The following is a 24,991-nucleotide window of genomic DNA, read 5'->3' on the forward strand; positions in this document are numbered from 1 at the left end:
GCGCGCGCGGCCATAGGCTCGAACCATGTCCGAACTGCACGACCTGACCGCGACCGACCAGCTCGCCGCACTTCGCGCCGGCGAGATCGGCCCGGTCGACCTCGCGAAGCACTACCTCGACCGCATCGCCCGGCTCGACGGCGGGCTGGGTGCGTTCGTCGAGGTGACGGCGGATGCTGCGCTCGCCCGCGCTGCGTCGCTCGGCGGCCGGGAACCCGAGGGTGCACTGTGGGGCCTGCCGTTCGCCGACAAGGACTTGGTGCCCCGCGCCGGCGTGCCGACGCGGTTCGGGTCGCGTCTGCATCGCGAGCACATCCCGGATGCCACCGCGGATCAGGCCGCTGTGCTCGACGAGGCCGGAGGTGTGAGCCTGGGCAAGACGAACACGCCGGAGTTCGGCCTCACCGGCTACACCGAGACGCAGATCGCGCCGCCCGCGCGCGACCCATGGAACACCGCGAACGGCGCGGGAGGATCCAGCGGCGGGGCGGCGACCGCGGGGGCGGCAGGGCTCCTGCCTCTCGCCCCCGCATCCCATGGCGGCGGGGCGATCCGCATCCCCGCCGCGACCGTCGGCGTCGTCGGAATCAAGCCCTCGCGCGGGCGCGTGCCCTTCGCGTCGGGGCAGGACAGCCCGGGCGGACTCTCCGTCGCCGGGCCCATCGCGCGGACGGTCGCCGACGCCGCGCTGCTGCTCGATGTGCAGGTCGCGGGTCGCTCGCATCCGTTCGCGACGGCGGCTCTGGGCGCCGGGCCGTTCGTCGATGCGGTCACCGACGGCGCGGCATCCCTGCGCGTCGGCGTGACGACCGTCTCGCCGTGGGACGACGCCGACGACATCCGACTCGACCCGGATGCGGCGCGCGCCGTAGAGGTCGCGGCCGGACTGCTCACGGATGCCGGCTCCGCGGTCGACGCGTTCGACTGGCGCCCCCACGGCTACGCCGAGCTGTTCATGACGCTCTGGCGCACGAGCGCCGCACGCATGGCCCTCACCGACGCCGAGCTCGACCTCGTCGAACCGATCACGGCCTGGCTCGTGCGGGAGGGGCGCCGGCTCACCGGCGTGCAGGTGCTCGACGCGCTCGCCGCGGCGGCGGTGTTCGAGCGCGACACGATCTCGGCGTTCGCGCCTTTCGATGCGGTGCTCACTCCGGCGCTCGCGCTGCCGCCGCAGCCGATCGGCTGGTTCGATGCGTCGGATGCCGCGCGGAGCTTCTCGCAGCAGGTGCGGTACGCGCCGTACTCGAGCTTCGTGAACGTCGCCGGCCTCCCCGCGATCGTCGTTCCGGTGACCGTCGACGGAACGGGTCACCCCGTGAGCGTGCAGCTGATCGGCCGACCCGGTGGCGAGGCGGCGATCATCGCACTCGCCGCGACCTTGGAGGAGCGGCGCGGCCCGCTGCCGCATCCGCCGGCCTGGCGCGCGTAGCCCGGTCACCTGGCCGACGAGGAGTCGCACTTCACGAAAGGGTCGCTAACGGCTGTCTTGTGGCGCCGATGGCGACCACATGCGACCCCTGCCCTTGCGTGATGGCTCGGCGTGCGCCGTGAGGGGCCTCAAGCGGCTGCCACGTGGCGCGGGTGGCGACCATATGCGACCCCTGCCCTTGTGCGATGGCTCGGCGTGCGCAGGGAGGGGTCGCGAACGGCTGCCACACGGCGTCCATGGCAGCAACATGCGAATGCGACCGTGCGATCCGCAGCGCGGCCTCAGCGCCGCAGGCGGGCGCGCGACTTCGAGACTCCGGCGAGCGTGGCGCGCAGTGGGGTGCCGAGGTAGAGGCCCAGGGACGCTCCGGCCGCGAGTCCGATGCCGATGGAGCCGGCGAGTACGAGCGGGGCGACGCCGTCCAGCATCCCCTCGGCCGTCCCGTCCGAGTGGACGACGCCGAGCAGGCCGCGGAAGACCGCGGTGCCCGGCACGAGGGGGACGATCGCGGCCGTCGTGACGGCCACGGAGGGCACGTGCACGCCGCGGGCGGTGAGGATGCCGATGAAGCTCGCCAGCAGCGCGCCGATCGCGCTCGCCGCACCCGCGTGCACGCCGAGCGTGAGCGTGAGGCTGTAGGCGACGATCGCGATCGTGCTGAGCACGGCGCTGACGAGGATGATGCGCAGGCCCGCACCGTTGAAGAGGGCGACGGCGACGGCGATGATGATGGCACCGGCGATCTGGGCCAGCATCGATCCGAACGGGATCGCGTCGGTCGGGAGAGGGATGCTCACGCCGACGAGGCGCGCGAGTTCGAGTCCGATGAGGATGCCGAGCACGACGCCGAGCGTCTGCATCGTGAGGTCGAGGATGCGGCCGCCCGCGGTCAGCGCGAATCCGTCGATGGCGTCCTGCGCGGCGCCGACCACGGTGAGGCCGGAGAGCATGAGGACGATTCCGGATGCCACAATGATCGACGGCTGCACGTCCGTGAACAGCGGGATGCCCGCGGCGCCGAGCGCGGAGACCACGGTCGTTACGGCGGTGATGACGAATCCACCGGCGATCTGGCTGAAGAACAGCGGCACCTGCAGGCGCGCGAGGCCCGCCTGCGTGAACGCGGCGCCGAGTGCGGCGAGGAAGCTCAGGAGGATGATCAGTGGGGATGCGTCGTAGAGGATCGCGACGCCGACCGCGAGCAGCGCGCGGGCGATGATGACGACGATCGGCCGGTAGAGGAAGGGCGTGCGGCGGATGACACGAAAAGCCAGGCGGGCCTCATCCAGGTCCATGCCGTCCGTGATGTCGACGACGAGCGCCTGCAGTCGCTGCAGCTTGGCGTGGTCGGGGGATGCCGCGCGGACGACGCGGATCATCGTCGTCGGCCAGTCCTCCTCGCCGCGGTGGTACGAGACGCTGATGGCGTTGAAGTTTACGTCGACGTGGACGCCGGAGAGCCCGTACACCTTGGCGACGCGGATGATCGCGAAGGTCACGTCGTGCGCGGACGCACCCGTGGCGAACATGGCCTCGCCGATCCGCAGGGCGAGGTCGAGGATCTTCACGACGACGGTCTCGTTCATGACCGTGTATGCCTCGGTGAGCGCGACTTGGGCGGGGTCGGTGCGGATCACCCGGCGCATCGAGTCGAGCAGGCGCGATCGTCGTTCGGTGGCCATGTCTCCATTGTCTCGAGTCGTGGCGGTGGTGCGGGCATCCGTCCGGGGATGCCGGGAATCAGGCGGTGAGCTTCGCGATCAGGGTGCCGATCTCGTCGACGTTCGCGGTCGAGACGGCGACGAGCGGATGCGCGTCCTCGTCCTCCGGATCCTCGATGTGGACGAGGTGGAGGAGGTGAGAGGCGAGGAGCTGGTCGGCCTTGGCGATCGCGGCATCCAGGTCGTCGACGTCCCCGACCGGGTCGAGGTCGACATCGGCGCGGAACACACGGGGGAGCCCGGCGAGGGCGTCGGCGAGTTCGACGCCGGTGTCGCTCCGGTCGAGGTAGGCGAGGGCGCCGGCGTCATCGAGGGCGTCGATCAAGGCATCCCAGGGGTCGTCTCCCGCCTCGACGGCGTCGAGCACCGCCGGGGCGAACTCGGGATCGTCGTCGAGCAGGACGCAGAGGCGGGTCCAGTCGTCGGTGGTGCCGGTCATGTCTCCTCATTCTCCTCGGACCAGAAGGGGTGCGCCCGCGAGGCGAGCGCGATCATCTCGTCGGTGTCGAGCGTCATTCCGCTCTCCTCGATGCCCAGCGCGGGCCACTGCATCACGAGTTCGAGCGGGCCGGGCGGCGGCGCGGGCCACAGCCATAGGCGGTCGGTTCCCGAGAAGAACCGGCCACCGCCTCCGCTTCCGCCGCTGCTGCGGTTGAGGCGGTGTCCGCGCGGCGGATCCTCGCCGGGGCGTTCGAACGGGAATCCGTCGGCGACCAGCTGCTGGCCGTCGCCGAGAAGCACTCCGAAGCGCAGGCGCTCGGCGGTGTCGGCTGTGCGACCCCAGGGGTGGTGCTGCTCCATGAACGCGGCGGTCATGTCGTGCCAGGCATCCGACGGGAGACCGTTCCTGCGGAGCCGTCGTGAGATCTGGAACTCCACGCCTTCGCGATACACGGCGACCCCGATGAGGGCGATGGCCGTGTACTCGGTGCGGGCGAGGATGGCCGCCGCAGGGTGGAGAGCCGGTAGCTCATCCTCGGGTGCCGAGACCCACGGCGGCTGCACGTACTCGTTCTCGTCGTGGTCGGGATCGGGGATCTCCGGATCGGGCGGGAAGAAGGCCATACCGCCAGACGATCACACGGCGCCGGTGAACACAAGGTTCACGTACCGGGGTCGTGCGGATCGGGCGCGCTCCGTGCCCAAGCGTCGTGTCTGGACCCATCGGCGTCGCGCCGTCGAACCCAGTGCTGGCGGGGTCCGTCCCATTCACGGGCGACGTCGGTGAGCCAGATGGTGGAGTCCGGCGCCCATCCGCCTATGACAGAGGCGTACTCGTCGTCGACCTCGATCAGCGCGGTCGCGCTGCGCAGGTATGCGAGCGTGCTCAGGTGCACGGCATCCCATTCGTGCGCCACGCGCGACCAGTCGGGGATGAGCCAGCGGCCGGCGCGTCCCGTCACGCGATACCAGTCGTGGCGGGCGGATGCGGTCACCTCCAGCGGGTACGCGCGGCACAAATCAACCCAGTGCTCCGGGGATCGGATCTCGAGCGTCCGACCGGCGCCGCGAACGGGGATGAGGGTGGCCTCCTCCCATCCGAGGGGGTCCTCGACGAGATCGAGGGCGCCCACGATGGTGCCGCGAGTCGTCAGGGTGAACACCGGGACGGACCACCAGGTGCCCGTCCACATCGCGCGCGGATCCGCCGGCCGCTCGCTGTGCGCCTCGGTCTCTTCGGTGCGGCGTTGATCCGACCATGTGGCGACGACCGTCTGTGGCGTCGGGAGCGGTGCGGCGTCATCAGGAGAGCGCCAGTCGACGGCCCATTGCTCGGTCGTGCGGGGCGCATCCCACGTGCGAGCGGAATCGGATGCCGCGATCATTTCGGCGATCGGGCGCAACGCAGCGACGAGCTCGGGCCGGCATGCGACCACGTCGGTGCCGTCGGGTTCCTGCCAGTACATCGCGGTGTCGACGGATGCGCGCAGGGCGGCTTGCACAGCCGCTTCATCGACGGGCGCGCTGCCGACGGGCTCGAGGCGCGCGACGAGGTCAGCCGTCGCCGGGTCGGGCTCCTCGTATTCGGATTCATCACCGTCGCCGGTGCCGATCGTGATCAGCGTCCCGGGGTTCCGGTCTGCGCGATGCGCGAGCCAGAACAGAACCTCGCCCACGTCGGACGAGACGGTGCGCGCATACTCGAGACAGAGCCTGCGGCCGCGGGGGCCAGCGAGGAGTGCTTCCGCGACGTCGTCGGTCATGAGTCCATCATGGCCCGGGCAAAGCAAAACCCCCGCGATGTAGAAGCTACGCGAGGGTTTCTGGGATGACTGTAACGGTCATCCTTGTGGCTCCGACGGGCGTCGATCCCGTGACCTCACGATTTTCAGTCGTGCGCTCTACCAACTGAGCTACAGAGCCATGCGGCACATCGTAAATCCGCCGCATCCTAGACGAAAGGCCCTCTTCGAAAAAAGGGCCCGTCGCTTAGAGCGACCCTGACGGGACTTGAACCCGCGACCTCCGCCGTGACAGGGCGGCACGCTAACCAACTGCGCTACAGGGCCATAACTTTTCAATTGTATCGGATGGAGTGACCCCAACGGGATTCGAACCCGTGCTACCGCCGTGAAAGGGCGGCGTCCTAGGCCGCTAAACGATGGGGCCGAAGGGTGTCCCGGGGGACTTCCTTGCCGACGCTCAAGCATAAGGGATGTTTCGACGAAAACACGAATCGAGGGCGAGCCTGCCGGTACCCCGGGCGTTTCGGGAGGACGATGAATGCAGGGCCGTGCCCTCATCCGCAGACGTCAACCTGTTGCGGATGTTAAGGATGTTGTTACTGTGGCATGAGTGAATTCGGCGAGAGGGGCCGTGTGGACGTCGAGCAGTCCCCGATGGATGCTGCGCTCGAAGCAGGCGACTCCTGCAACTGCGCGCCCAGCACCGCCGAGCGTCGTACCCTCTGGGACAAGAGCGGGCTGACGCGCCGCAACGCCCTCGGTGTCGGCGTCCTCAGTGTCGCCGCTCTCAGCGCCTTCGGCATCGGCTCCGGCGTCAGCGCCGCCTATGCCGCGTCGTACCCGAGCTGGGACGACGTCCAGCGCGCCAAGCAGAACGAGGCGGCGAAGGCATCCGAGGTCTCCCGTATCCAGGGCCTGATCCAGTCGCTAACCCAGAAGGTCGCCGAGACGCAGGCGGCCGCCGAAGCCGCCGGCAACGAGTTCTACGAGGCGCAGCAGGCCTACTTCGAGGCCATCGCCGAGGCGGAGGCGCTCCAGGCGCAGGCCGACGAGCAGGCGCAGATCGCCGACGAGTCCGCGCGCAAGGCCGGTCAGGTCGCCGGGCAGCTGTACCGCAATGGCGGCGATGACACCGCCCTGGAGCTGTTCTTCTCAGGCTCGGCCGCGAACGCCGATGAGCTCCTCTCGCGTCTGGGCACGATGGACAAGCTCCTCGGCTACAACCAGTCCGTCTACGACAAGGCCGTCGCCGCGCGCAACTCCGCGCAGTCTCTCAGCGACCAGGCCGCCGTCGCACGCACCGAGCGCGACCGGCTGCAGAAGATCGCCGAGCAGAAGATGCTCGCCGCCCAGCAGGCGGCCACCGCCGCCCAAGCCGCGCTCGACGAGCAGACGGAGTACCTGGGCACCCTGCAGGCCCAGCTCGCCGCGCTCAAGGACACGACGGCCAAGACCGTGTCCGACTACCAAGAGGGAGAGCGCGTCCGCAAGGCCGCCGAGGAGGCGCGGCGGAGGGCCGCCGAGGCGGCGCGCAAGGCGCCGAGGAGGCGCGCAGGGCTGCCGAGGAAGCCGCCAAGAACAACAACAGCGGCGGTGGCGGTGGCGGTGGCGGCGGCGGTGGCGGATCGGCCGGTACCGGCGGCTGGGTGCGCCCCACGGCGGATGGCGAAGTGCCGGGTTCGGCTGGCGTCCCAGGCCGTGCTCCACGTGCTCCAGCTACCACTACGGCGTCGACCTCGCCAACGGCTGCGGCGCTCCGATCTTCGCCGCCCACTCGGGCACGGTCGACTACGCGGGCCCCAACGGCAACTACGGCAACTACATCCGCATCCAGCACGGCGGGGGCGTGGCCACGGGGTATGCGCACATCGTGAACGGCGGCTTCGCCGTGCGCAGCGGCGCCAGCGTCAGCGCGGGCCAGGTCATCGCCTACGCCGGCAACACCGGTGCGTCCGTCGGCTGCCACCTGCACTTCGAGGTCTACATCAACGGCGGCTACACGAACCCCATCGCCTTCCTGGCGGCGCGCGGCATCTCGGTCTGACCGCAGACGCCCGAGACGCGAGAAAGCCCCGGCCGCAGCCGGGGCTTTCGTCGTCAGATCAGTGCTGCTGTTCGCCGAAGCGCGCGATCGCCTCGTCGAGGATGCGCTGCGCCTCAGCGGCGTCGCCCCACTCGTCGACCTTGACCCACTTGTTCGGCTCGAGGTCCTTGTAGTGCTCGAAGAAGTGCGCGATCTCCTTCTTCGTGTACTCGGCCAGGTCGCCGACATCCTGGATGTGCGCCCAGCGGGGGTCCTTGGAGAGCACGGCGACGAGCTTGTCGTCTCCGCCGGCCTCGTCGCTCATCTTCAGGACGGCGACGGGGCGCACCTCGACGACGACGCCGGGGTAGATGGCGTGGTCGAGCAGGACGAGGACGTCCAGCGGGTCGCCGTCCTCGCCGAGCGTGTTGTCGAAGTAGCCGTAGTCGGCCGGGTACCCGAAGGTCGTGTAGAGAACGCGGTCCAGGTGGACGCGGCCGGTCTCGTGGTCGACCTCGTACTTGACGCGGCTGCCGCGGGGGATCTCGATGACGGCGTCGTGTGCGCCCATGCGTGTGCTCCTCGGAAATCGGTAGGGATGCCGGAGCAAGCTTACCCGCGCGCCCCGACGAGCCTGTTCAGCGGTCTGGCGAGAGCCCGGTCAATGCCAGCAGGAACAGCGCGAACGCGCTGAACGTCCAGCGGCTAGCGTGGTGAGGTGCCATCACTGAGCCCCGCTATCGCCGAGATCCGCCTGGCCGTGCGCACCGCGCTGGGGAGCCTCCCCGAGGGGGCGACGGTGATCGTCGCCCTCTCCGGCGGTGCCGATTCGCTCGCGCTCGCGGCGGCCACCGCATTCGAGGCGCGCTCGCGCGGGATCGAGGTCGTCAGCGTCACGATCGACCACGGCCTGCAGGAGGGCTCTGCGGATGCCGCGGCATCCGCCGCCGCGAAGGCCGCGGCGCTCGGCAGCCGCGCGGTCGTGGAGCGCGTCGACGTCGCCGCTGACGCGAACGGACCGGAGGCCGCGGCGCGCGACGCGAGGTACGCGGCTCTCCGCGCTGTCGCGGCCAGGGAGCGCGCCGCCGCCGTGCTGCTCGGTCACACGCTCGACGACCAGGCTGAGACGGTGCTGCTCGGGCTGTCCCGCGGGTCGGGCGCCACGAGTCTGCAGGGCATGGCGCCGCGCCGCGAGGACGAGGACGGCACGATCTGGATGCGCCCCATGCTCGCCGTGCGTCGGGCGACGACTGAGGCATTCTGCGCGGCATCCGATCTCGAGCCCTGGAACGACCCGCACAACCGCGACCACCGCTTCACCCGCGTGCGGGTGCGCGAGAACGTGCTGCCCGTGCTCGAGACGGAGCTCGGGCCCGGGATCGCCGAGGCCCTGGCACGCACCGCCGAGCAGCTGCGCGAGGACGCCGAGGCGTTCGAAGAGATGATCCACGAGACGATCGAGGACATCGTCGAGCACGCCGAAGCGGGCATCTCTGTGAGCGTCGCAGCGCTCGCTGCGAATCCGGCCGCGCTGCGCAACCGGATCATCCGCCTCGTCGTCGACAGCGAGTTCGGCGTGAGCCTGACGCGATCGCAGACGCTCGAGGTCGCGCGGCTCGTCACGGACTGGTCGGGTCAGGGCCCGATCGACCTGCCGGGATGCTCGGCAGCGCGCCGCGGAGCGGGGATCGTCTTCACGGCGAAGTAGGCGGCTTCGACTCGCTCCGCTCGCTCAGCCCGTTTCGTCTTCGGGCTGTGCCCTTCGCTCAACGACCCGCGGGTGAGGCGTTGCGGGTCGCTGAGCGAGCGCAGCGAGACGAAACGCGGTGAGCGACGAGCGCAACGAGGAGTCGACGCGGCTACTTCTTGCCGCCGAACAGGCCGCCGAGGATGTCGCCGACCCCGCCGGCGCCCGAGGACGAGCCGCCGCCGAGGACGCCGCCCAGGATGTCGCCGAGGCCACCGCCCGAGGATGCCCCGCCCGCATTCCCGCCGCCGAGCAGCCCGCCGATGATGTCGCTGAGTCCGCCGCCGGAGGAGCCGTCTGCCGACTTGTTCTTGTTCGCGATCAGGCCCATGATGATCGGCGCGAGGATCGGCAGAAGCTTGCCGAAGTCGATGCCGGGCGTCTTGTCGGAGGAGTTCAGTTTCGCAGCCACCTGCTCGGCGTCGTCGCCGAGCACGTGCTTGACGATCTTCCCGCCGTCGGTCTGGTCGACGTCGTCGACCTTCTGCACGGACGTCGCACCTTCGTGACGGCGGAGTGCGCTCTGGATCGCAGCGGACCCCTCCTCGGTCTGCGCGTTCTTCGCCAGTCCGCTCAGCAGCACCGCGCCGCCCTGCTCGACGGCCTTCGAAGCCTCGGCGGGTGAGACGCCGAGCTTGGCGGCGATGTCGTCGATGGGCACCTGCTTGAGGATGTCGTCAAGAGCCATGGGAGATCCTTCCGTCGTGGGCGTCCGCCCGCTCGATGATCACAGTATGCCGAACGCCCAGCATCGGTCACCTGAACCAGCATCGGTCACCTAAAATCGATGCATGCGCGCGGCTGAGATCCAGGACGACCTTGCAGACATCCTCGTCACCGAGGAGCAGATCAGAGCGAAGCTCGATGAGCTCGCCGCCCGGGTGGCGAAGGACTACGAGGGCAAGGACCTGCTGCTGGTCGGCGTCCTCAAGGGCGCCGTCATGGTCATGGCCGACTTCGCCCGCGCTCTGCCGTTCCACGCGCCGATGGACTGGATGGCCGTCTCCAGCTACGGCTCCAGCACGAAGTCGAGCGGTGTCGTCCAGATCCGCAAGGATCTCGACACCGATCTGCACGGCAAGCACGTGCTCATCGTCGAAGACATCATCGACTCCGGCCTCACGCTCAGCTGGTTGCTCGAGAACTTCGAGTCCCGCGGCCCCGAGTCGATCGAGGTGCTCGCGCTGCTGCGCAAGCCCGAGGCGGCGAAGGTCGAGATCGACTGCAAGTACGTCGGCTTCGACATCCCCACCGACTTCGTCGTCGGCTACGGTCTGGACTACGACGAGCGCTACCGCAACCTGCGTGATGTTGCCGTGCTCGCACCGCACGTGTATTCCTGACGCCGGTACGCCGTGGGCGAATCACAGCGGGGGCCTAGGGCGCGCGCGATACGCTGAACGCATCATGGACGTGAAGAAGATCACCCGGAATCCACTGCTCTACGTGGTGCTGATCGGTGTTTTGCTGTTCGGCGGGTTCCTGCTGATCTCGAACCTCGGTGCTCCCAAGCAGATCACGACGCAGCAGGGTCTCGACCTGCTCGGCGGATCGACCGTGACCGAGGTGACCACGACCGATGGCGACCAGCGCGTCGACATGACCCTGTCGAAGGCCTTCGAGGGCTCGGAGCAGGTGCAGTTCTACTACGTCGAGGCGCGCGCGGATGAGGTCGTGAAGGCCGTGAACGCCGCCGAGCCCAAGGACGGGTTCAACGACGTCGTGCCCCGCGCGACCTGGTTCGACGGGTTCCTCTCGCTGCTTCTCCCGCTCGTGCTGCTCGGCCTGCTGTTCTGGTGGCTGCTCTCGTCCATGCAGGGCGGCGGCGGCAAGGTCATGCAGTTCGGCAAGTCCAAGGCGAAGCTCGTCAACAAGGAGACCCCGACGGTCACCTTCGCCGACGTCGCCGGCGCCGACGAGGCGATCGAGGAGCTCGAGGAGATCAAGGAGTTCCTCCAGGACCCCGCCAAGTTCCAGGCGATCGGCGCCCGCATCCCGAAGGGCGTGCTGCTGTACGGCCCTCCCGGAACCGGCAAGACGCTGCTCGCCCGCGCCGTCGCCGGCGAGGCCGGCGCCCCCTTCTACTCGATCTCGGGCTCGGATTTCGTCGAGATGTTCGTCGGCGTCGGAGCATCCCGCGTCCGCGACCTGTTCAACCAGGCCAAGGAGAACGCCCCGGCCATCATCTTCATCGACGAGATCGACGCCGTCGGCCGCCACCGCGGCGCCGGCATGGGCGGCGGCAACGACGAGCGCGAGCAGACGCTCAACCAGATGCTTGTCGAGATGGACGGCTTCGACCCGAACGCGAACGTCATCGTGATCGCGGCGACGAACCGTCCCGACATCCTCGACCCCGCTCTCCTGCGCCCCGGCCGCTTCGACCGTCAGATCGGCGTGGACGCGCCCGACCTCAAGGGGCGCCTTCACATCCTGCAGGTGCACTCCAAGGGCAAGCCGCTCTCCAAGAGCGTCGACCTCGAGGTCGTCGCGCGAAAGACGCCGGGCTTCACCGGCGCCGATCTCGCCAACGTTCTCAACGAGGCGGCGCTCCTGACCGCGCGCTCGAACGCCCAGCTCATCGACAACAGGGCGCTCGACGAGGCCATCGACCGCGTGATCGCCGGACCCCAGCGCCGCACCCGCGTCATGAAGGACCGCGAGAAGCTCATCACCGCGTACCACGAGGGCGGTCACGCGCTCGCCGCCGCGGCCATGAACTACACCGACCCGGTCACGAAGATCACGATCCTGCCGCGCGGCAAGGCCCTCGGCTACACGATGGTCATGCCCGTCGACGACAAGTACTCCGTGACGCGCAACGAGCTGCAGGACCAGCTCACCTACGCCATGGGCGGCCGCGTCGCGGAGGAGCTCGTCTTCCACGACCCGACCACCGGCGCCTCGAACGACATCGAGAAGGCCACCGGCATCGCCCGCAAGATGGTCATCGAGTACGGCATGACCACCGAGCTCGGCCCGGTCAAGCTCGGCTCCGAGGGCGGCGAGCCCTTCGCCGGGCGGGACTACGGCCGCGGACGCGAGTACTCCGAGTCGATCGCCGAGCGCGTCGACGTCGAGGTGCGCGGCCTCATCGAGCAGGCGCACGACGAGGCGTACAAGGTGATCAGCGACAACCGCGACATCCTCGACCGCCTCGCCCTGGCCCTCCTCGAGGAGGAGACCCTCGACCACAACCAGATCGCCGAGATCTTCAAGGACGTGCGCAAGCTCCCCGAGCGCCCGCAGTGGCTCTCCAGCGACGACCGCCCGGTGTCGGATCGCCCGCCGATCGAGGTGCCCAAGCGCGTCATCCCGGCCGATGCCGCAGCGTCGGTCGAGGCGCCGGCTGACGCCCAGGCCGCACGCGGAACTGCCGGCAGCGCTCCCGCTTCGGGGCAGGCTCGACCGGCGACGGCCTGATCGTGGCCGTCGACCGGGAACGGATCGAGCGGCTGACGCGGGAGCTGCTCGAGGCGATCGGTGAGGATCCCGATCGTCCGGGGCTGCGCCAGACCCCTGGCCGTGTCGCCGAACTGTACGACGAGTTCTTCGCAGGCGTCGGCCAGGACGCTGCGGCGCCCCTCGCGCACACGATCAGCGTCTCGCGCGGCCCCGCGCCCGAGACCCTGCCGTCGGGGGCGGTGCTGCTGCGCGACATCCGCTTCCGCTCGGTCTGCGAGCATCATCTCCTGCCGTTCGCAGGTCATGCGCACATCGCGTACCTGCCGGGCGAGAAGGTCGTCGGCCTCGGCGCTCTCGTGAAGGTCGTCGAGACCCTCGCGGCCCGCCCGCAGGTGCAGGAGCGGCTCGGCGAGCAGATCGCCGACACGATCGCCGAGAATCTCGACAGCCGCGGCGTGCTCGTCGTGCTGGATGCTGTGCACGGCTGCGTCACGATGCGCGGCGGACGCCAGGCGGATGCCTCGACCCTGACGATCGCCGCACGCGGCGAATACACCGAGCCCGCGGCCCGGGCGGAGCTCATCACGCTGATCGGGGGAGCGTCGTGACCGGCATCTGGGGCATCGTCAACGTCACGACCGACTCGTTCAGCGACGGCGGGCGATATCTCGATCCGGATCGTGCGATCGCGCACGGCCTGGAGCTGCGGGATGCCGGCGCCACGGTGCTCGACGTCGGCGGGGAGTCCACTCGCCCCGGCGCCGAGCGCGTCGACCCTGCGGTCGAGGAGCAGCGCGTGATCCCGGTGATCACCGAGCTCGCCGCTCGCGGGATCGCCGTGAGCGTGGACACGCTCAACGCCTCCACCGCAGCGGCCGCCGTCGGCGCCGGTGCGCGCATCGTGAACGACGTCTCGGGCGGACTCGCCGACCCGGACATGCTCGCCGCGGTCGCGGCGTCCGGGGCCGACTACGCGATCGGCCACTGGCGCGGTCCGTCCGACGACATGTACGCGCGCGCCGACTACCTGCGCCCCTCGCGCGAGGTCGCCGGAGAGCTGCGCGAGCGCATCGGCGAGGCGGCGGCCGCCGGCATCGCGCCGTCGCGCATCATCCTCGATCCCGGCATCGGCTTCGCCAAGGCAGGTGCCCAGAACTGGGACGTGCTGCGCGGCCTCGGCGACATCACGGCGCTCGGATACCGGGTGCTCATCGGCACGTCCCGCAAGCGGTTCCTCGTCGAGACCCTTCGCGCAGCTGGCGCCGACCCTTCGACGAGCCCAGGGAGCGGCGCAGACGACGTCTCCGTGGAGCGCCGGGATCTCGCGACCGCCGTGACGAGTGCGCTCGCCGTCCGCCACGACGTGTGGGCGGTGCGGGTGCACGACGTCGCCGCGACCCGCGACGCGCTGGCCATCGCGCACGCCTGGGAGGGCTGAATGGACGAGATCACCCTCACCGGCCTGACCGTGTTCGGGCGTCACGGCGTCTTCGCGCACGAACGCGAGGACGGGCAGGACTTCGTCATCGACCTGCGTCTGCACCTCGACCTGTCGGCGGCCGCCGCATCCGACGACGTCCACGACACCGTGCACTACGGCGAACTCGCCGAACAGGTCGCCGCGGTCGTCGCCGGCGACCCCGTCGACCTCATCGAGACCCTCGCGCAGCGCATCGCCGACGTCGCCCTCGCCGACGAACGGGTGCGGACCGCCGAGGTCACGGTGCACAAACCGCACGCGCCGATCCCGCTGACGTTCTCCGACGTCGCCGTGACGATCCGCCGCGACCGGGATGGAGCGCTCTGATGGTGCGGATGCCGCCGATCCCCGCCCGCGACCCGCGACCCGGTCGGGACGCCGTCACCGCCGTCGTCGCCCTGGGCGCCAACCTCGGCGAGCGGAGCAGGACGATCCGCAACGCCGCCGAGCGCATCGCCCGCCTGCCGCTCGTCGACGACGTCCGGCTGTCCGACCTGCACGAGACCGTCGCCGTGCGGCTGGACGGACCCGATCCGGAGGCCCCCGGCTATGTGAACGCCGTCGCGCTGATGACCACGCGGCTCGCACCGCAGGTGCTGCTGGGACTCCTGCACGCGATCGAGGAGGAGCACGGCCGCGAGCGCCGGGAGCGGTGGGGCGACCGCACCCTCGACCTTGACCTCATCGCCTACGGCGATCTGCGCTCGGACGATCCGCATCTGCTGATCCCGCATCCGCGGGCCGCCGAGCGGCTGTTCGTCCTCGAGCCGTGGCTCGAACTCGACGCCGAGGCCGTGGTCCCCGGTCGCGGTCGCGTCGCCGATCTCGTCGACGATTTGCGCTGCGGCGAGGGGAGGGCGGCGGGCGGATGAAGCGCACATCGCCTCTGATCCTCGTCCTCCTGGCGCTCGCCGGAGGCGGAGCCGGATACCTCGTGGACCACCTCCTCACCGCGGGCGGACGGGCGACCTTCGCGCCGTCGGGGTTCCTGCCCGTGCTGCTCCTGCTGCTCGCGGCGGCCGCCCTGGGGCTCGCGTGGCCGGTGCGCCGCAGCGTCCGCGGGCGGTCGCGCACGCGCGTGGATCCGTTCAGCGCGATGCGCGCGGCGACGCTGGCACGAGCATCCAGCCTGCTCGGAGCGCTCGTCGCCGGGTTCGGTGCCGGGCTGCTCGTCTTCCTCCTGTCGCGCCCGGTGGCACCCCAGGTAGGGTCGACTGTGGCGATGGCCGCACTCATCGTGAGCGCTCTCGTGCTCGTGGTCGCGGCCCTCGTCGCCGAACAGTTCTGCACCCTGCCGAAGGATCCTGATGACCGACAGCCAGATGACCCCGCCGGAGCCGACGGGAGCTGATCGGCCCGAAGCGCCCTCCGTGCTCGATGAGGGCACCTACGACCGGCTGCGCGAACCGCGAGGTGCAGGGCGCCTCGCGCTCGACGGCACGTGGCACCAGATCTCCCCCCGCTACGTGACTTCGCAGTTCGTGCAGGACGGCATCCTGCTCGCCGTGCTCGTGGTGGTCGTGCTGGTCGTCGCCTTCGTGTTCGACCAGTCCTGGGTCTGGATCCCTGGCGGCATCCTCGCCGCGGCCACCCTCATCACCCTCGCGATCCTCCCGCGACAGGCGAGGGCGATCGGCTACATGCTGCGCGATGACGACATCGTCTTCCGCAAGGGCATCCTGTGGCAGCGCATCATCGCCGTCCCGTACGGCCGCATGCAGCTCGTCGACATCACGCACGGTCCGCTCGATCGCGCGTTCGGGGTCTCGCAGTTGAAGATGGTCACAGCCGCGGCGACCACGGGCGTGCAGATCCCCGGCCTCACGCAGGCGGCCGCCGAGGCGCTGCGCGACACGCTGATCGACGTCGCCGAGACCCGCCGGACCGGCCTGTGAGCACCCCCGAGCAGCCGGGAGCACCCGCCGATCAGGTGCACGGCGAGCAGCTGCAACCGCTGCCGCCGATCCCCGCGGCGCCGCCCGCCGAGGAGTCCCTGGCCGACGGGGAGTGGCACCGCCTGCACCCGCTGACGCCGCTGTTCAAGGGCGGGCTGGTGCTCATCATCGCCGCCGGCATCGTTCTCAACAGCTTCCGCGACCGGATCATCCACTGGCTCGTGAACGCCTTCGCCCCCGAGGCGCACGTCGAGGACTACTCGGCCGGCGACCCCGTCGACTGGGTGCTGTCGAACAACCTCATGCTCATCGCGCTCGGCATCGTGCTGGGAGTGCTGGTCGTGCTCATCGCGGCGTTCTGGCTGGTGTGGCGATTCCAGCAGTTCCGCATCTCGGACGAGCACGTCGAGGTGCGCAAGGGCATCGTCTTCCGCTCGCAGCGGCGGGCGCCCCTGGATCGCGTCCAGGGCGTGAACCTCACCCGCCCGTTCCCGGCCAGGCTCATCGGCATGGCCAAGCTCGAGGTCGTGGGTGCGGGCACCGACGCGAACGTGCCGCTCGAGTACCTCTCGACAGCCAAGGCCGAGGGCGTGCGAGCCGACATCCTGCGGCTGGCATCAGGAGCACGCGCCGCGCGCGCGGCCCGGCAGGCGGGCACGGGACCGGCCGCAACCCGCAGGGCGCAGCTCGTCGGATCGATGAACACCGGCGTCAGCGGTCTGATCGAGGGGGTCGACCTCGCCGATGTGGCACCCGAGAGCGTCGTGAAGATCCCGACGGGCAGGCTCGTCGGATCCCAGCTCCTGTCGGGCGTGCTGTGGCTGCTGTTCTTCCTCGTGCTGTTCGGCATCACGATGGCGTTCACCGTTCCGGCGATCCTCTCCGACGGAGGCCCGGATGCCTGGTTCGGGGTGCTCGGCGTCTCTCTCGGCATCGGCATCCCGTTCGTGATCGCCGCCGTCGCGATCACCTGGGCGCAGATCTCGAAGTCGCTGCGCTACTCGATCGCGCCGACCCCGGACGGCGTGCGCATCACCTACGGCCTGTTCACCACGATCACCGAGACGATCCCACCCGGCCGCATCTTCGCGGTCGAGGTCACCCAGTCGCTGCTGTGGCGGCCGTTCGGGTGGTGGTCGATCAAGATCAATCGGATGAGCGGCAAGAGCGCCTCGCAGCAGCAGTCGAGCACCGCCCAGCAGTTCAACGTCGTGCTGCCCGTGGGCGTCGCCTCCGACGTGCAGCGCGTGCTCGGGCTTATCCTGCCCGGCCTGCCCGCAGAGGACCTGCCGCTCGTGTGGGAGCACGGCATCCAGGGCCCGCAGGAGCAGGGCGACCCCTACCGGGTCATGGCCGGGCGCGCCTGGTGGCGCCGGCCGTTCTCATGGAGGCGGCACGGCTTCGCGGTCACCGACTTCGGCCTGCTGCTGCGCCGCGGCGTCATGTGGCGCAAACTCGCGGTGTTCCCGTTCGCGCGGATGCAGGGCATCTCGTCGCAGCAGGGGCCGGTCGACCGCCTGCAGCGCGTGGCCTACCTGAAGGCGCACAACGTCACGGGCCCTGTCCTCGGCGAGGTCGTCGGCATCGACAGCGCGATCGTCAACGAGTCGCTGAGCGACATCGCCCGGCGTGCGTCGGCTGCGGTGCAGCGCGATCACGGCCATCGCTGGGCGGTGGAGGACGACGAGGATGCCGCCGGTTCGACCCCGCCCGCCGGTTCGACCCCGCCCGAGGGCTCGCCGGTGCCCGCTGGGACCTCCGCTCCCGGTGTGCCGGCCGTTCCACCCCCGCCGCCGGGCTGGATCGGCACTGAGGAGTCGCGTGAGGCGTGACGGTCGCCTCGGCGTCGGCATCATCGGCGCGGGGCGCGTCGGACCGGTGATCGGTGCCGCTCTCGGCGGAGCCGGGCATGCGGTCGTTGGGATCACGAGCGGATCCGACGACGACCGCGTCGCCGGCATCCTGCCCGGAGTCCCCGTCCTCGACGCCGAGGAGGTGCTGCGGCGCAGCGAGCTCGTGATCCTCGCGGTGCCGCATGACGAGCTGCCGGGCCTCGTCGGCGGGCTCGCCGAGCTCGGTGCCTGGCAACCGGGCCAGCTCGTCGTGCACACCGACCCCGCCTTCGGCATCGGCGTGCTCGAGCCGGCTCAGCGGTCCGGCGCGATTGCCCTGGCAGTGCATCCGGCGATCTCGTTCACCGGCACCTCGATGGATCTGCGGCAGCTGCAGGCCAGCTTCGCCGCGGTCACGGCGCCCGCCGCCGTTCTGCCCATCGCGCAGGCGCTGGCCGTCGAGCTCGGCTGCGAACCGGTCGTCATCGACGAGGAGGACCGCGCGGCGTACGCCGAGGCGATCTCGACGGCATCCGAGTTCTCCCGGGCCATCATCGGTCAGTCCACGTCGCTGCTGCGCGGCATCGGGATCGAGAACCCCGGCGGATACCTGTCCGCGCTCGTGCAGTCGACGATCGAGACGGCGTTGCGCGACGCATCCGGCCCTCCCGCGCTCTGAGTCGCGCTCGACGCCGGATGCTGCCGCTCAGCGCCCGCCGGAGAAGCCTCCACCGCCCCCGCCGCCGGAGAATCCGCCGCCGGAGGATCCGCCGAAGCCCGATGAGCTGCCGCTCGACGGCGACGAGTACGTCGACGAGGTGCGGGTGGCACTGGAGAGCAGCGCGACGCGCGAGACGATGTAATAACTGTTGCCGTCGATCCAGCCCGGATGCCGCTCGTACTGGGCGTACGTGTTCTCGAGCACCCTGCCCCATTCGCTCTCCTCGCCGAACAGGATCGCGTAGGGGAGCAGCCGCTCGTACACGTGGATGACGTCCACGCCGCCGTCGCTGCGGCGCTCGGCGCCGGAGTACGACTGCAGCATCCGCAGGCGATCGGCTTCTGCGACGCGGATGAACTCCCGCACGCCCTCGAGGTACTCCAGCTGCAGCGCGCCCTCGCGGGTGAGCACCGTGTGCCGTCGGAACGCGACGACGCTCGAGATGATCACGAAGACGCCGACGAGCAGGGTCGCGAACAGCAGCGGGGCGGCCGAATCCCGTCCCTGGATCGCGCTCCACACGGCCAGCCCGAGCATGCCGGCGAAGGCGATGAGAGCGATCGATGCGATCACGCGCGCCGTCGTGCTCCCGACTTTCTCGGTCCACCCGCGCTTGCCCGCTTCCTTCGACGACGCCTTCAGGAGCGACTGGATCCTGCCGGCGAACGCCTTGCTGTTCTTCGGCATCTTCATGACGATGCCGGTCTCATCGCTGCCGAACAGCGCCTTCAGCGACCGCCCGTCGATCGGATCGGGGATCGGCGCGTCCAGTCGACGCAGGCGCGGGCGCCGCTTCTTCTGGCCCTCCTCCGGGATGTCCTCCAGGCGCAGCATCCCGCGCACCGCCAGATGGATGATCTGCGCCGTCAGCGGGTTCTTCGCCCCCGGGATGATCGTGCTCGCCAGCAGGGGCGGCATGGCGTCGGGCACGTCGTACTGCGCGACGACGATGCCCGTGCCCCGGCGGCGGCGCCGCACCATCATGGCCGTCGCGACCCATCCGCCGATGCCGAGGAGCGCCGCGCCGCCGCCGACGGCGTAGGGGAGGACGTCGGTCGCGGGATTGGGGAGGCGTGCGGGCGGCTGTGTGACGGTGCCCGGTTCGAGAGCGATGGCGACCGTGACCCCCTCGCCGGCAGTCAGCGCGTCGGCGGCGACCGTGAAGGTCTCACCCGAGCGGTCGATGTCGCAGGGATCGGTCGACCCCTGCGGTCCCTGATAGCAGGCGGCATCGCCGGTGAGGTGAGGCGCCAGGCTCTCGTCGAAGCGGACGGTCGCGTCGAACCGGCCGATGTCCTGCGTGCTGTCGAGCGGCAGGAGATCCCAGTAGAACTCGTCGACCTTCGTCTGGGACGCCGCCAGGATCACGTCGCGCATCTCGTACTCGATGACGTAGGTCGTCGAGCCGTGCACGTAGTCGTCGGTGCCGGTGAGGACGTACAGCATGCCGTCGTCCTCCTCCGTCTCGTACGGGACGTCGTCGCCGTTCTCGTCCCGCACCGACAGGATGCGCGTGTCGAGCGACGCGCCCTGGTAGCGCTCCGGGTACCCGGCCACGATGCCGCGGTTCTGGTCGGACTCCGGGAACTCGGCCACGCGGGTCTCGGTCGCGTGGAGGGTGGCGCGCCCGTCGGCATCCATCCCCACCTCGAAGGTCGACTCCCATGACGAGAAGTCGAAGTCGTCGACGTCGGTCTCCGCCGCGGATGCCGCAGCAGCGGATGCCGTGAGCAGGGCGCTCGTCGCAACGATGGTCAGCGTCAGAGACCGGAGGTGCATGTCTTCGAGGCTACTGGCCGCCCTTCGACAGGCTCAGGGATCGGATCGCCGCCCGGTAAACTCGAAGGCGACTTTCAAGGAGCCGCCATGACCACCGCGCCCGACGCGCCCACGCCCGCCCCCGAGACCGAGGAGGACGTCCACGAGCAGAAGGCCGTCCGCCTCGCCAAGCGCGAGCGCCTGATCGAGCAGCGCGCGGGAGCCGGCGGCGGAGCGTTCCCGGTCGGCGTGCCTGTCACCCACGCGATCCCGGCGCTGCGCGCCGAGTACGGTGAGCTCGAAGCGGGTGCGCAGACCGGTGTCGTCGTCGGCATCGCCGGCCGCGTCGTCTTCAGCCGCAACACCGGCAAGCTCTGCTTCGCGACGTTGCAGGCCGGCGACGGATCGCGCATCCAGGCCATGATCTCGCTCGCCGAGGTCGGCGAGGAGTCGCTGGCTCGCTGGAAGGAGTTCGTCGACCTCGGCGACCACGTCTTCGTGCACGGCGAGGTCATCTCCAGCCGCCGCGGCGAGCTGTCGATCATGGCCGACGACTGGGCGATCGCGTCGAAGGCGATCCTGCCGCTGCCGAACGCCTACGCCGAGCTCAGCGAGGAGGGCCGGGTCCGCAGCCGGTACCTCGACCTCATCGTGCGCGAGCAGGCCCGCACCACGGTCCGCGCTCGCGCCGCCGTCAACGCGAGCCTGCGGGCGACGTTCGGATCGCACGACTACCTCGAGGTGGAGACCCCGATGCTGCAGGTGCAGCACGGCGGAGCATCCGCTCGTCCGTTCATCACGCACTCGAACGCGTTCGACACCGAGCTGTACCTGCGCATCGCGCCGGAGCTGTACCTGAAGCGGGCCGTCGTCGGCGGCATCGAGCGGGTGTTCGAGATCAACCGCAACTTCCGCAACGAGGGCGCCGACTCCACGCACAGCCCCGAGTTCGCGATGCTCGAGGCATACCAGGCGTACGGCGACTACGACCAGATGGCCGAGCTCACGCAGGAGCTCGTGCAGCAGGCCGCCATCGCGGTGAGCGGCTCGACCACGGTGACATGGGCCGACGGCACCGAATACGACCTCGGCGGCGAGTGGGACCGCATCTCGATGTACGAGTCGCTGTCGGCTGCCGCCGGACGCACCTTCACGCCGCAGGACCCGGTCGGCGAGCTCATCGCGTTCGCCGAGCAGCACGGCGTCGACGTCCCGCCGCACGCCATCCACGGCAAGCTCATCGAGGAGCTCTGGGAGCACTTCGTGAAGGGCGACCTCGTGCGCCCGACGTTCGTCATGGACTTCCCCGTCGACACCTCGCCGCTCGTGCGCGAGCACCGGTCGATCCCCGGCGTCGTCGAGAAGTGGGATCTGTACGTGCGCGGGTTCGAGCTCGCCACCGGATACTCCGAGCTCGTCGACCCCGTGATCCAGCGCGAGCGCTTCGTCGAGCAGGCGAAGCTCGCAGCCAAGGGCGATGTCGAAGCCATGCGCGTGGACGAGGAGTTCCTGCGCGCGCTCGAGCACGGCATGCCGCCGTCGGGAGGCATGGGCATGGGCATCGACCGTCTGCTCATGGCCATCACCGGGCTCGGCATCCGCGAGACGATCCTGTTCCCGCTGGTCAAGTAGCCCTCGGGCGCCGGAACGCCCAGTCCGGGAGCACCGCGGCGTCGATGAGTGTGCACAGCAGTCGCGCGAGCGAGTAGCCAGGATCGATCGCGGCAGCCTCGTCGAGGTGGTGCTGGGCGTGCGTTGAGCGACCCAGCGCCCACGACAGCCAGGCGGCGAGCGTCAGCGGTGCCGGCCGAGACGCGCGTGGCGCCCGCGCTGCGGCGCCGCGCACGAGCTCGAGCGCTGCACGCAGACGCGCCGGATCCGGACCGTCGCCCTGGCCGATGACCAGCCGACCGAGGTCATCGGGAACCGGGCGCCCGGTCGCAGAGAACGCCAGCTGCGCATCGAAGGCGCGGATGCCGGTCGGCAGATCGGTCGCCCATTGCAGCAGTGCAGCATCGCGCAGCTGCGGACGCTCCAGGCACCACAGCAGGGCAGCCGTCATGAACGGCGGCAGATCGCCCGGGTGCTCGAGCAGGCTCTCGAAGAACATCGGCATGTCGTCGAGGAGCAGCATCGCGGCCAGCGCCTGGGGGTTCTCACGCCCGTCGTGCTGAGCGGCATCGAGCGAGGCCTCATGTGCGAGCACCTCGGTGAGGTCGCGCAGCGCGCGCCCCACCCGCTCCCTCTCGGCGAGGTCGACGTCGGGCAGTTCGCTGCCGGCATCCTGATCGACGGAGACGTCGGCGACGCCGTCGAGATCGGGCACGGGCGGCAGATCGTCGAGCGGCTCGAGCTGCGGGTCGTCGTCGAGGTAGCTCGACCATCCGCACGGCATGACGCACAGCGCGTCGACGATGCGCAGGCCCGATTCGGCGGCCACTCCCAGGAGCTCGTCCATCGCGACGGTCAACGGCAGGATCATGCCGTCGGGCGTGCACTGGGGCACGTCGTCGACGTACGCGACGGCGGCCACGGCATCCACGTCGCCCACACGGGCGAGCAGACCGACCGCGGTGTCGGCGTACTCCTCGATCTCGACGTCGTCGCGCGGAAGGTCGATGCGCATCGCGCCGTGCGCTCGGGAGGACTGGAACGGCACGAGGATGATGCTCTGCCGGGGGGTGAAGCCGGCCAGGGCCGGCACGAGGCCGAGGAAATCGGCGGAGCCATGTGCTTTCAGGACTGTGGTCATGCCGAGAGTGTGGCCGCTGCATCCTGTGCCGGACCGGGACTCACAGGTCGGGCTCCGAATCAGACCTTGTGCAGGAAGAGTGGGTCACGTAACGGGGCCCGGACCGTCGCGTGGAACGCGTACCATGGAGGGATGGACACGTTCTGGGCTGCCGTCGCATGGTCGCTCCTGCCGACCCTCGCCGTCAGCGTCGTGTTCTTCTTCGTGGTGCGGGGAATCATCCGGTTCGACCGGACAGAGCGCAAAGTGCACGCCCGGATCGAGGCCGAGGAGCGCGCAGCGCGCGGCCTCCCGCCCCGGCCCTGACCGGGCGTCCGCACCACCCACTACGCTGAGTGGATGCGCCGGATCCGACGCCGGGCGCTGGATACGGGGTGAAGCGTGGACCAGTGGCCGCTGTGGGTGCTGATCTTCGCCTTCATCGTCGACCTCGCCGTCCGCGTCATTGCGATCATCGTCATCCCGCGCAACCGACGCCCCACCGCGGCCATGGCGTGGCTCCTCGCCGTGTTCTTCATGCCGTACATCGGCGTGCTGCTGTTCCTCGTGATCGGCAACCCGCGTCTGCCTCGGGCGCGCAGGCGCAAACAGGAGCAGATCAACGAGTACATCGCCGAGACGAGCGACCAGTTGCAATTCGGCACGCTCCGCCCGCACGCCCCGCAGTGGCTGAGGTCGGTCGTGGCGATGAACCAGAACCTCGGCGCGCTGCCGATCTCGGGCGACAACGGCGCGCACCTGATCAGCGACTACCAGGAGTCGCTCGATGCCATGGCCGAGGCGATCCGCGCGGCCGAGGAACACGTGCACGTCGAGTTCTACATCCTGCAGTCGGATGCAGCGACCGACAACTTCTTCCGTGCTCTCGAGGAGACCGCCGCGCGCGGCGTCCCCGTGCGCGTGCTGCTCGATCACTGGGCGAACCGCTGGAAGCCGCGCTATCGCGCCACGATCAAGCGGCTGGACGCGATGGGGGCCGACTGGCATCTGCTGCTGCCGATGCAGCCGCTCAAGGGCCGGATGCAGCGTCCCGACCTGCGCAACCACCGCAAGCTCCTCGTCGTGGACAACAAGGTCGGCTACCTGGGCTCGCAGAACGTGACCGACTCGTCCTACAACCTGAAGAAGAACATCAAGCGGGGTCTGCACTGGGTCGACCTCATGGCCCGCGTGGACGGGCCGATCGTGCTCAGCCTCAACGCGATCTTCCTCAGCGACTGGTACAGCGAGACCGATGAGATCCTGAGCGACATCGACATCACCACGCCCGGTGTCGGAACGGGCGACCTGGACTGCCAGATCGTGCCGTCCGGGCCCGGCTACGAGGTCGAGAACAACCTGCGGCTGTTCCTCGCGCTGCTGTACGGCGCGCAGGAGAAGATCATGATCGTCAGCCCCTACTTCGTGCCCGACGAGGCGCTGCTGCTCGCGGTCAGCTCGGCCTGCGATCGCGGCGTGCAGGTCGAGCTGTTCGTCTCGGAGGAGGGCGACCAGGCCGTCGTCTACCACGCGCAGCGCAGCTACTACGAGGCGCTGCTGCGGGCGGGCGTGCGCATCTGGATGTACCGCAAGCCGTTCATCCTGCACACCAAGAGCCTCACGATCGACGACGAGATCGCGGTGATCGGATCGAGCAACATGGACATGCGCTCGTTCGGTCTGAACCTCGAGGTGTCGATGCTCGTCCGCGGCGAGGAGTTCGTCGCCGAGATGCGCGCCGTCGAGGACGAGTACCGGTCGCTCAGCCGCGAGCTGACGCTGGAGGAGTGGATGCAGCAGCCGCTGCGCTCCACCGTGCTCGACAACCTGGCCCGGCTCACCTCGGCGCTGCAGTAGCTGCAGCAGCTGCAGCTGCTGCAGCAGCGGGCGTCGGGCTCAGCCGGCGACGAGCAGCTCGGCACGGCGGCCGCGGAATCAGTGCTCGCACAGCTGCGCGGCGAGGACGCCAGCGCACGCAGCCGGATCCTCGAGTGCCCCGTGGTCTGGCGCGGCTCGGCCTGAGTCGCATCCGCGGTGTCCGAGGGCGCGAAAAGGATTGA

Annotated in this window: 24 protein-coding genes and 3 tRNA genes; 16 read left to right on the forward strand and 11 right to left on the reverse strand. The window is 70.0% G+C overall.

All coding sequences use genetic code 11. The annotated features are described in order from the left end of the window. Nucleotides 1-25 precede the first annotated feature (25 nt). On the forward strand, nucleotides 26-1,432 hold the full coding sequence (locus tag HWX58_RS08135; protein WP_175986834.1) for an amidase: 1,407 nt from the start codon (nucleotides 26-28) through the stop codon (nucleotides 1,430-1,432). 281 nt (nucleotides 1,433-1,713) lie between these two features. Here the strand turns inward: HWX58_RS08135 and HWX58_RS08140 are convergent, their stop codons facing one another. The 7 genes from HWX58_RS08140 to HWX58_RS08170 all read right to left on the reverse strand — a co-directional run bounded on the left by HWX58_RS08140 (nucleotide 1,714) and on the right by HWX58_RS08170 (nucleotide 5,763). Then, the gene (locus HWX58_RS08140; RefSeq protein WP_175986836.1) at nucleotides 1,714-3,114 is read right to left on the reverse strand and encodes a threonine/serine exporter family protein; all 1,401 of its coding nucleotides are present in this window, start codon (nucleotides 3,112-3,114) and stop codon (nucleotides 1,714-1,716) included. A gap of 58 nt (nucleotides 3,115-3,172) precedes the next feature. Next, a complete protein-coding gene (locus tag HWX58_RS08145) occupies nucleotides 3,173-3,592 on the reverse strand; it encodes a DUF6630 family protein (protein WP_175986838.1) in 420 nt (139 codons plus the stop codon). Next, nucleotides 3,589-4,218, reverse strand: coding sequence for a hypothetical protein (locus HWX58_RS08150; protein ID WP_175986841.1), 630 nt, complete (start codon nucleotides 4,216-4,218; stop codon nucleotides 3,589-3,591). The genes HWX58_RS08145 and HWX58_RS08150 overlap by 4 nt, the downstream gene beginning before the upstream one ends. Before the next feature lie 38 nt (nucleotides 4,219-4,256). Then, complete coding sequence (locus HWX58_RS08155) at nucleotides 4,257-5,357, reverse strand: hypothetical protein (RefSeq protein ID WP_175986843.1); 1,101 nt, start codon at nucleotides 5,355-5,357, stop codon at nucleotides 4,257-4,259. An 87-nt stretch (nucleotides 5,358-5,444) separates the two neighbouring features. Further along, nucleotides 5,445-5,517 (reverse strand) — tRNA-Phe (locus HWX58_RS08160). 72 nt (nucleotides 5,518-5,589) lie between these two features. Then, nucleotides 5,590-5,663 (reverse strand) — tRNA-Asp (locus HWX58_RS08165). Between the two features lie 27 nt (nucleotides 5,664-5,690). Next, nucleotides 5,691-5,763, reverse strand: a tRNA-Glu gene (locus tag HWX58_RS08170). Nucleotides 5,764-6,513: 750 nt separating this feature from the next. Here HWX58_RS08170 and HWX58_RS15390 point away from each other — a divergent pair. Beyond that, a complete protein-coding gene (locus HWX58_RS15390; RefSeq protein ID WP_368356416.1) occupies nucleotides 6,514-7,383 on the forward strand; it encodes a peptidoglycan DD-metalloendopeptidase family protein in 870 nt (289 codons plus the stop codon). Nucleotides 7,384-7,441: 58 nt separating this feature from the next. Here HWX58_RS15390 and ppa read toward each other — a convergent pair whose 3' ends face one another. Then, on the reverse strand, nucleotides 7,442-7,933 hold the full coding sequence (gene ppa, locus HWX58_RS08180) for an inorganic diphosphatase (protein WP_175986846.1): 492 nt from the start codon (nucleotides 7,931-7,933) through the stop codon (nucleotides 7,442-7,444). A 147-nt stretch (nucleotides 7,934-8,080) separates the two neighbouring features. Between ppa and tilS the strand changes: the two genes are divergently transcribed. After that, nucleotides 8,081-9,070 (forward strand): tRNA lysidine(34) synthetase TilS, encoded by a 990-nt coding sequence (gene tilS, locus HWX58_RS08185; RefSeq protein WP_175986848.1) that lies wholly within the window; start codon nucleotides 8,081-8,083, stop codon nucleotides 9,068-9,070. A gap of 151 nt (nucleotides 9,071-9,221) precedes the next feature. Here the strand turns inward: tilS and HWX58_RS08190 are convergent, their stop codons facing one another. Then, the gene (locus tag HWX58_RS08190; protein WP_175986851.1) at nucleotides 9,222-9,797 is read right to left on the reverse strand and encodes a DUF937 domain-containing protein; all 576 of its coding nucleotides are present in this window, start codon (nucleotides 9,795-9,797) and stop codon (nucleotides 9,222-9,224) included. 103 nt (nucleotides 9,798-9,900) lie between these two features. Here HWX58_RS08190 and hpt point away from each other — a divergent pair, with 103 nt between their 5' ends. The 10 genes from hpt to HWX58_RS08240 all read left to right on the forward strand — a co-directional run bounded on the left by hpt (nucleotide 9,901) and on the right by HWX58_RS08240 (nucleotide 18,400). Beyond that, nucleotides 9,901-10,452: a hypoxanthine phosphoribosyltransferase gene (gene hpt / locus HWX58_RS08195; RefSeq protein WP_175986853.1), complete on the forward strand. Its 552-nt coding sequence runs from the start codon at nucleotides 9,901-9,903 to the stop codon at nucleotides 10,450-10,452. Nucleotides 10,453-10,516: 64 nt separating this feature from the next. Then, entirely contained in the window at nucleotides 10,517-12,532 is a 2,016-nt protein-coding gene (gene ftsH, locus HWX58_RS08200) for an ATP-dependent zinc metalloprotease FtsH (protein ID WP_175986855.1), read from the forward strand. 2 nt (nucleotides 12,533-12,534) lie between these two features. Then, nucleotides 12,535-13,122 carry a GTP cyclohydrolase I gene (folE, locus tag HWX58_RS08205; RefSeq protein ID WP_175986858.1) on the forward strand — a complete coding sequence of 196 codons (588 nt, stop codon included), beginning with the start codon at nucleotides 12,535-12,537 and terminating at the stop codon, nucleotides 13,120-13,122. Beyond that, a complete protein-coding gene (gene folP, locus HWX58_RS08210; protein ID WP_175986861.1) occupies nucleotides 13,119-13,952 on the forward strand; it encodes a dihydropteroate synthase in 834 nt (277 codons plus the stop codon). The genes folE and folP overlap by 4 nt, the downstream gene beginning before the upstream one ends. Beyond that, nucleotides 13,953-14,321, forward strand: a complete 369-nt coding sequence (gene folB / locus HWX58_RS08215; RefSeq protein ID WP_175986863.1) for a dihydroneopterin aldolase — start codon at nucleotides 13,953-13,955, stop codon at nucleotides 14,319-14,321. 8 nt (nucleotides 14,322-14,329) lie between these two features. After that, entirely contained in the window at nucleotides 14,330-14,866 is a 537-nt protein-coding gene (folK, locus tag HWX58_RS08220; protein WP_250646154.1) for a 2-amino-4-hydroxy-6-hydroxymethyldihydropteridine diphosphokinase, read from the forward strand. Next, entirely contained in the window at nucleotides 14,863-15,345 is a 483-nt protein-coding gene (locus HWX58_RS08225) for a DUF3180 family protein (protein ID WP_175986868.1), read from the forward strand. The genes folK and HWX58_RS08225 overlap by 4 nt, the downstream gene beginning before the upstream one ends. Further along, nucleotides 15,302-15,889 (forward strand): PH domain-containing protein, encoded by a 588-nt coding sequence (locus HWX58_RS08230; RefSeq protein WP_438268247.1) that lies wholly within the window; start codon nucleotides 15,302-15,304, stop codon nucleotides 15,887-15,889. Before HWX58_RS08225 ends, HWX58_RS08230 begins: the two co-directional genes overlap by 44 nt. Continuing rightward, nucleotides 15,886-17,721: a PH domain-containing protein gene (locus HWX58_RS08235; RefSeq protein WP_250646155.1), complete on the forward strand. Its 1,836-nt coding sequence runs from the start codon at nucleotides 15,886-15,888 to the stop codon at nucleotides 17,719-17,721. The genes HWX58_RS08230 and HWX58_RS08235 overlap by 4 nt, the downstream gene beginning before the upstream one ends. After that, nucleotides 17,711-18,400 carry a Rossmann-like and DUF2520 domain-containing protein gene (locus HWX58_RS08240; protein ID WP_175986646.1) on the forward strand — a complete coding sequence of 230 codons (690 nt, stop codon included), beginning with the start codon at nucleotides 17,711-17,713 and terminating at the stop codon, nucleotides 18,398-18,400. The genes HWX58_RS08235 and HWX58_RS08240 overlap by 11 nt, the downstream gene beginning before the upstream one ends. 27 nt (nucleotides 18,401-18,427) lie before the next feature. Here HWX58_RS08240 and HWX58_RS08245 read toward each other — a convergent pair whose 3' ends face one another. Then, complete coding sequence (locus HWX58_RS08245; protein ID WP_175986870.1) at nucleotides 18,428-20,221, reverse strand: DUF2207 domain-containing protein; 1,794 nt, start codon at nucleotides 20,219-20,221, stop codon at nucleotides 18,428-18,430. Between the two features lie 87 nt (nucleotides 20,222-20,308). On the opposite strand from HWX58_RS08245, the gene lysS reads away from it, so the two are divergent. Continuing rightward, nucleotides 20,309-21,832, forward strand: coding sequence for a lysine--tRNA ligase (lysS, locus tag HWX58_RS08250; protein WP_175986872.1), 1,524 nt, complete (start codon nucleotides 20,309-20,311; stop codon nucleotides 21,830-21,832). Here the strand turns inward: lysS and HWX58_RS08255 are convergent. Continuing rightward, a complete protein-coding gene (locus HWX58_RS08255; RefSeq protein WP_175986874.1) occupies nucleotides 21,825-22,952 on the reverse strand; it encodes a DUF4192 family protein in 1,128 nt (375 codons plus the stop codon). The genes lysS and HWX58_RS08255 overlap by 8 nt on opposite strands. Before the next feature lie 132 nt (nucleotides 22,953-23,084). Between HWX58_RS08255 and HWX58_RS08260 the strand changes: the two genes are divergently transcribed. Both HWX58_RS08260 and cls read left to right on the forward strand, forming a co-directional pair. After that, complete coding sequence (locus tag HWX58_RS08260) at nucleotides 23,085-23,258, forward strand: hypothetical protein (RefSeq protein WP_175986876.1); 174 nt, start codon at nucleotides 23,085-23,087, stop codon at nucleotides 23,256-23,258. A gap of 75 nt (nucleotides 23,259-23,333) precedes the next feature. Next, on the forward strand, nucleotides 23,334-24,788 hold the full coding sequence (gene cls, locus HWX58_RS08265; protein WP_175986878.1) for a cardiolipin synthase: 1,455 nt from the start codon (nucleotides 23,334-23,336) through the stop codon (nucleotides 24,786-24,788). Nucleotides 24,789-24,991: the final 203 nt, after the last annotated feature.

The organism is Microbacterium tenebrionis, assembly GCF_903645325.1.
GTDB lineage: Bacteria > Actinomycetota > Actinomycetes > Actinomycetales > Microbacteriaceae > Microbacterium > Microbacterium tenebrionis.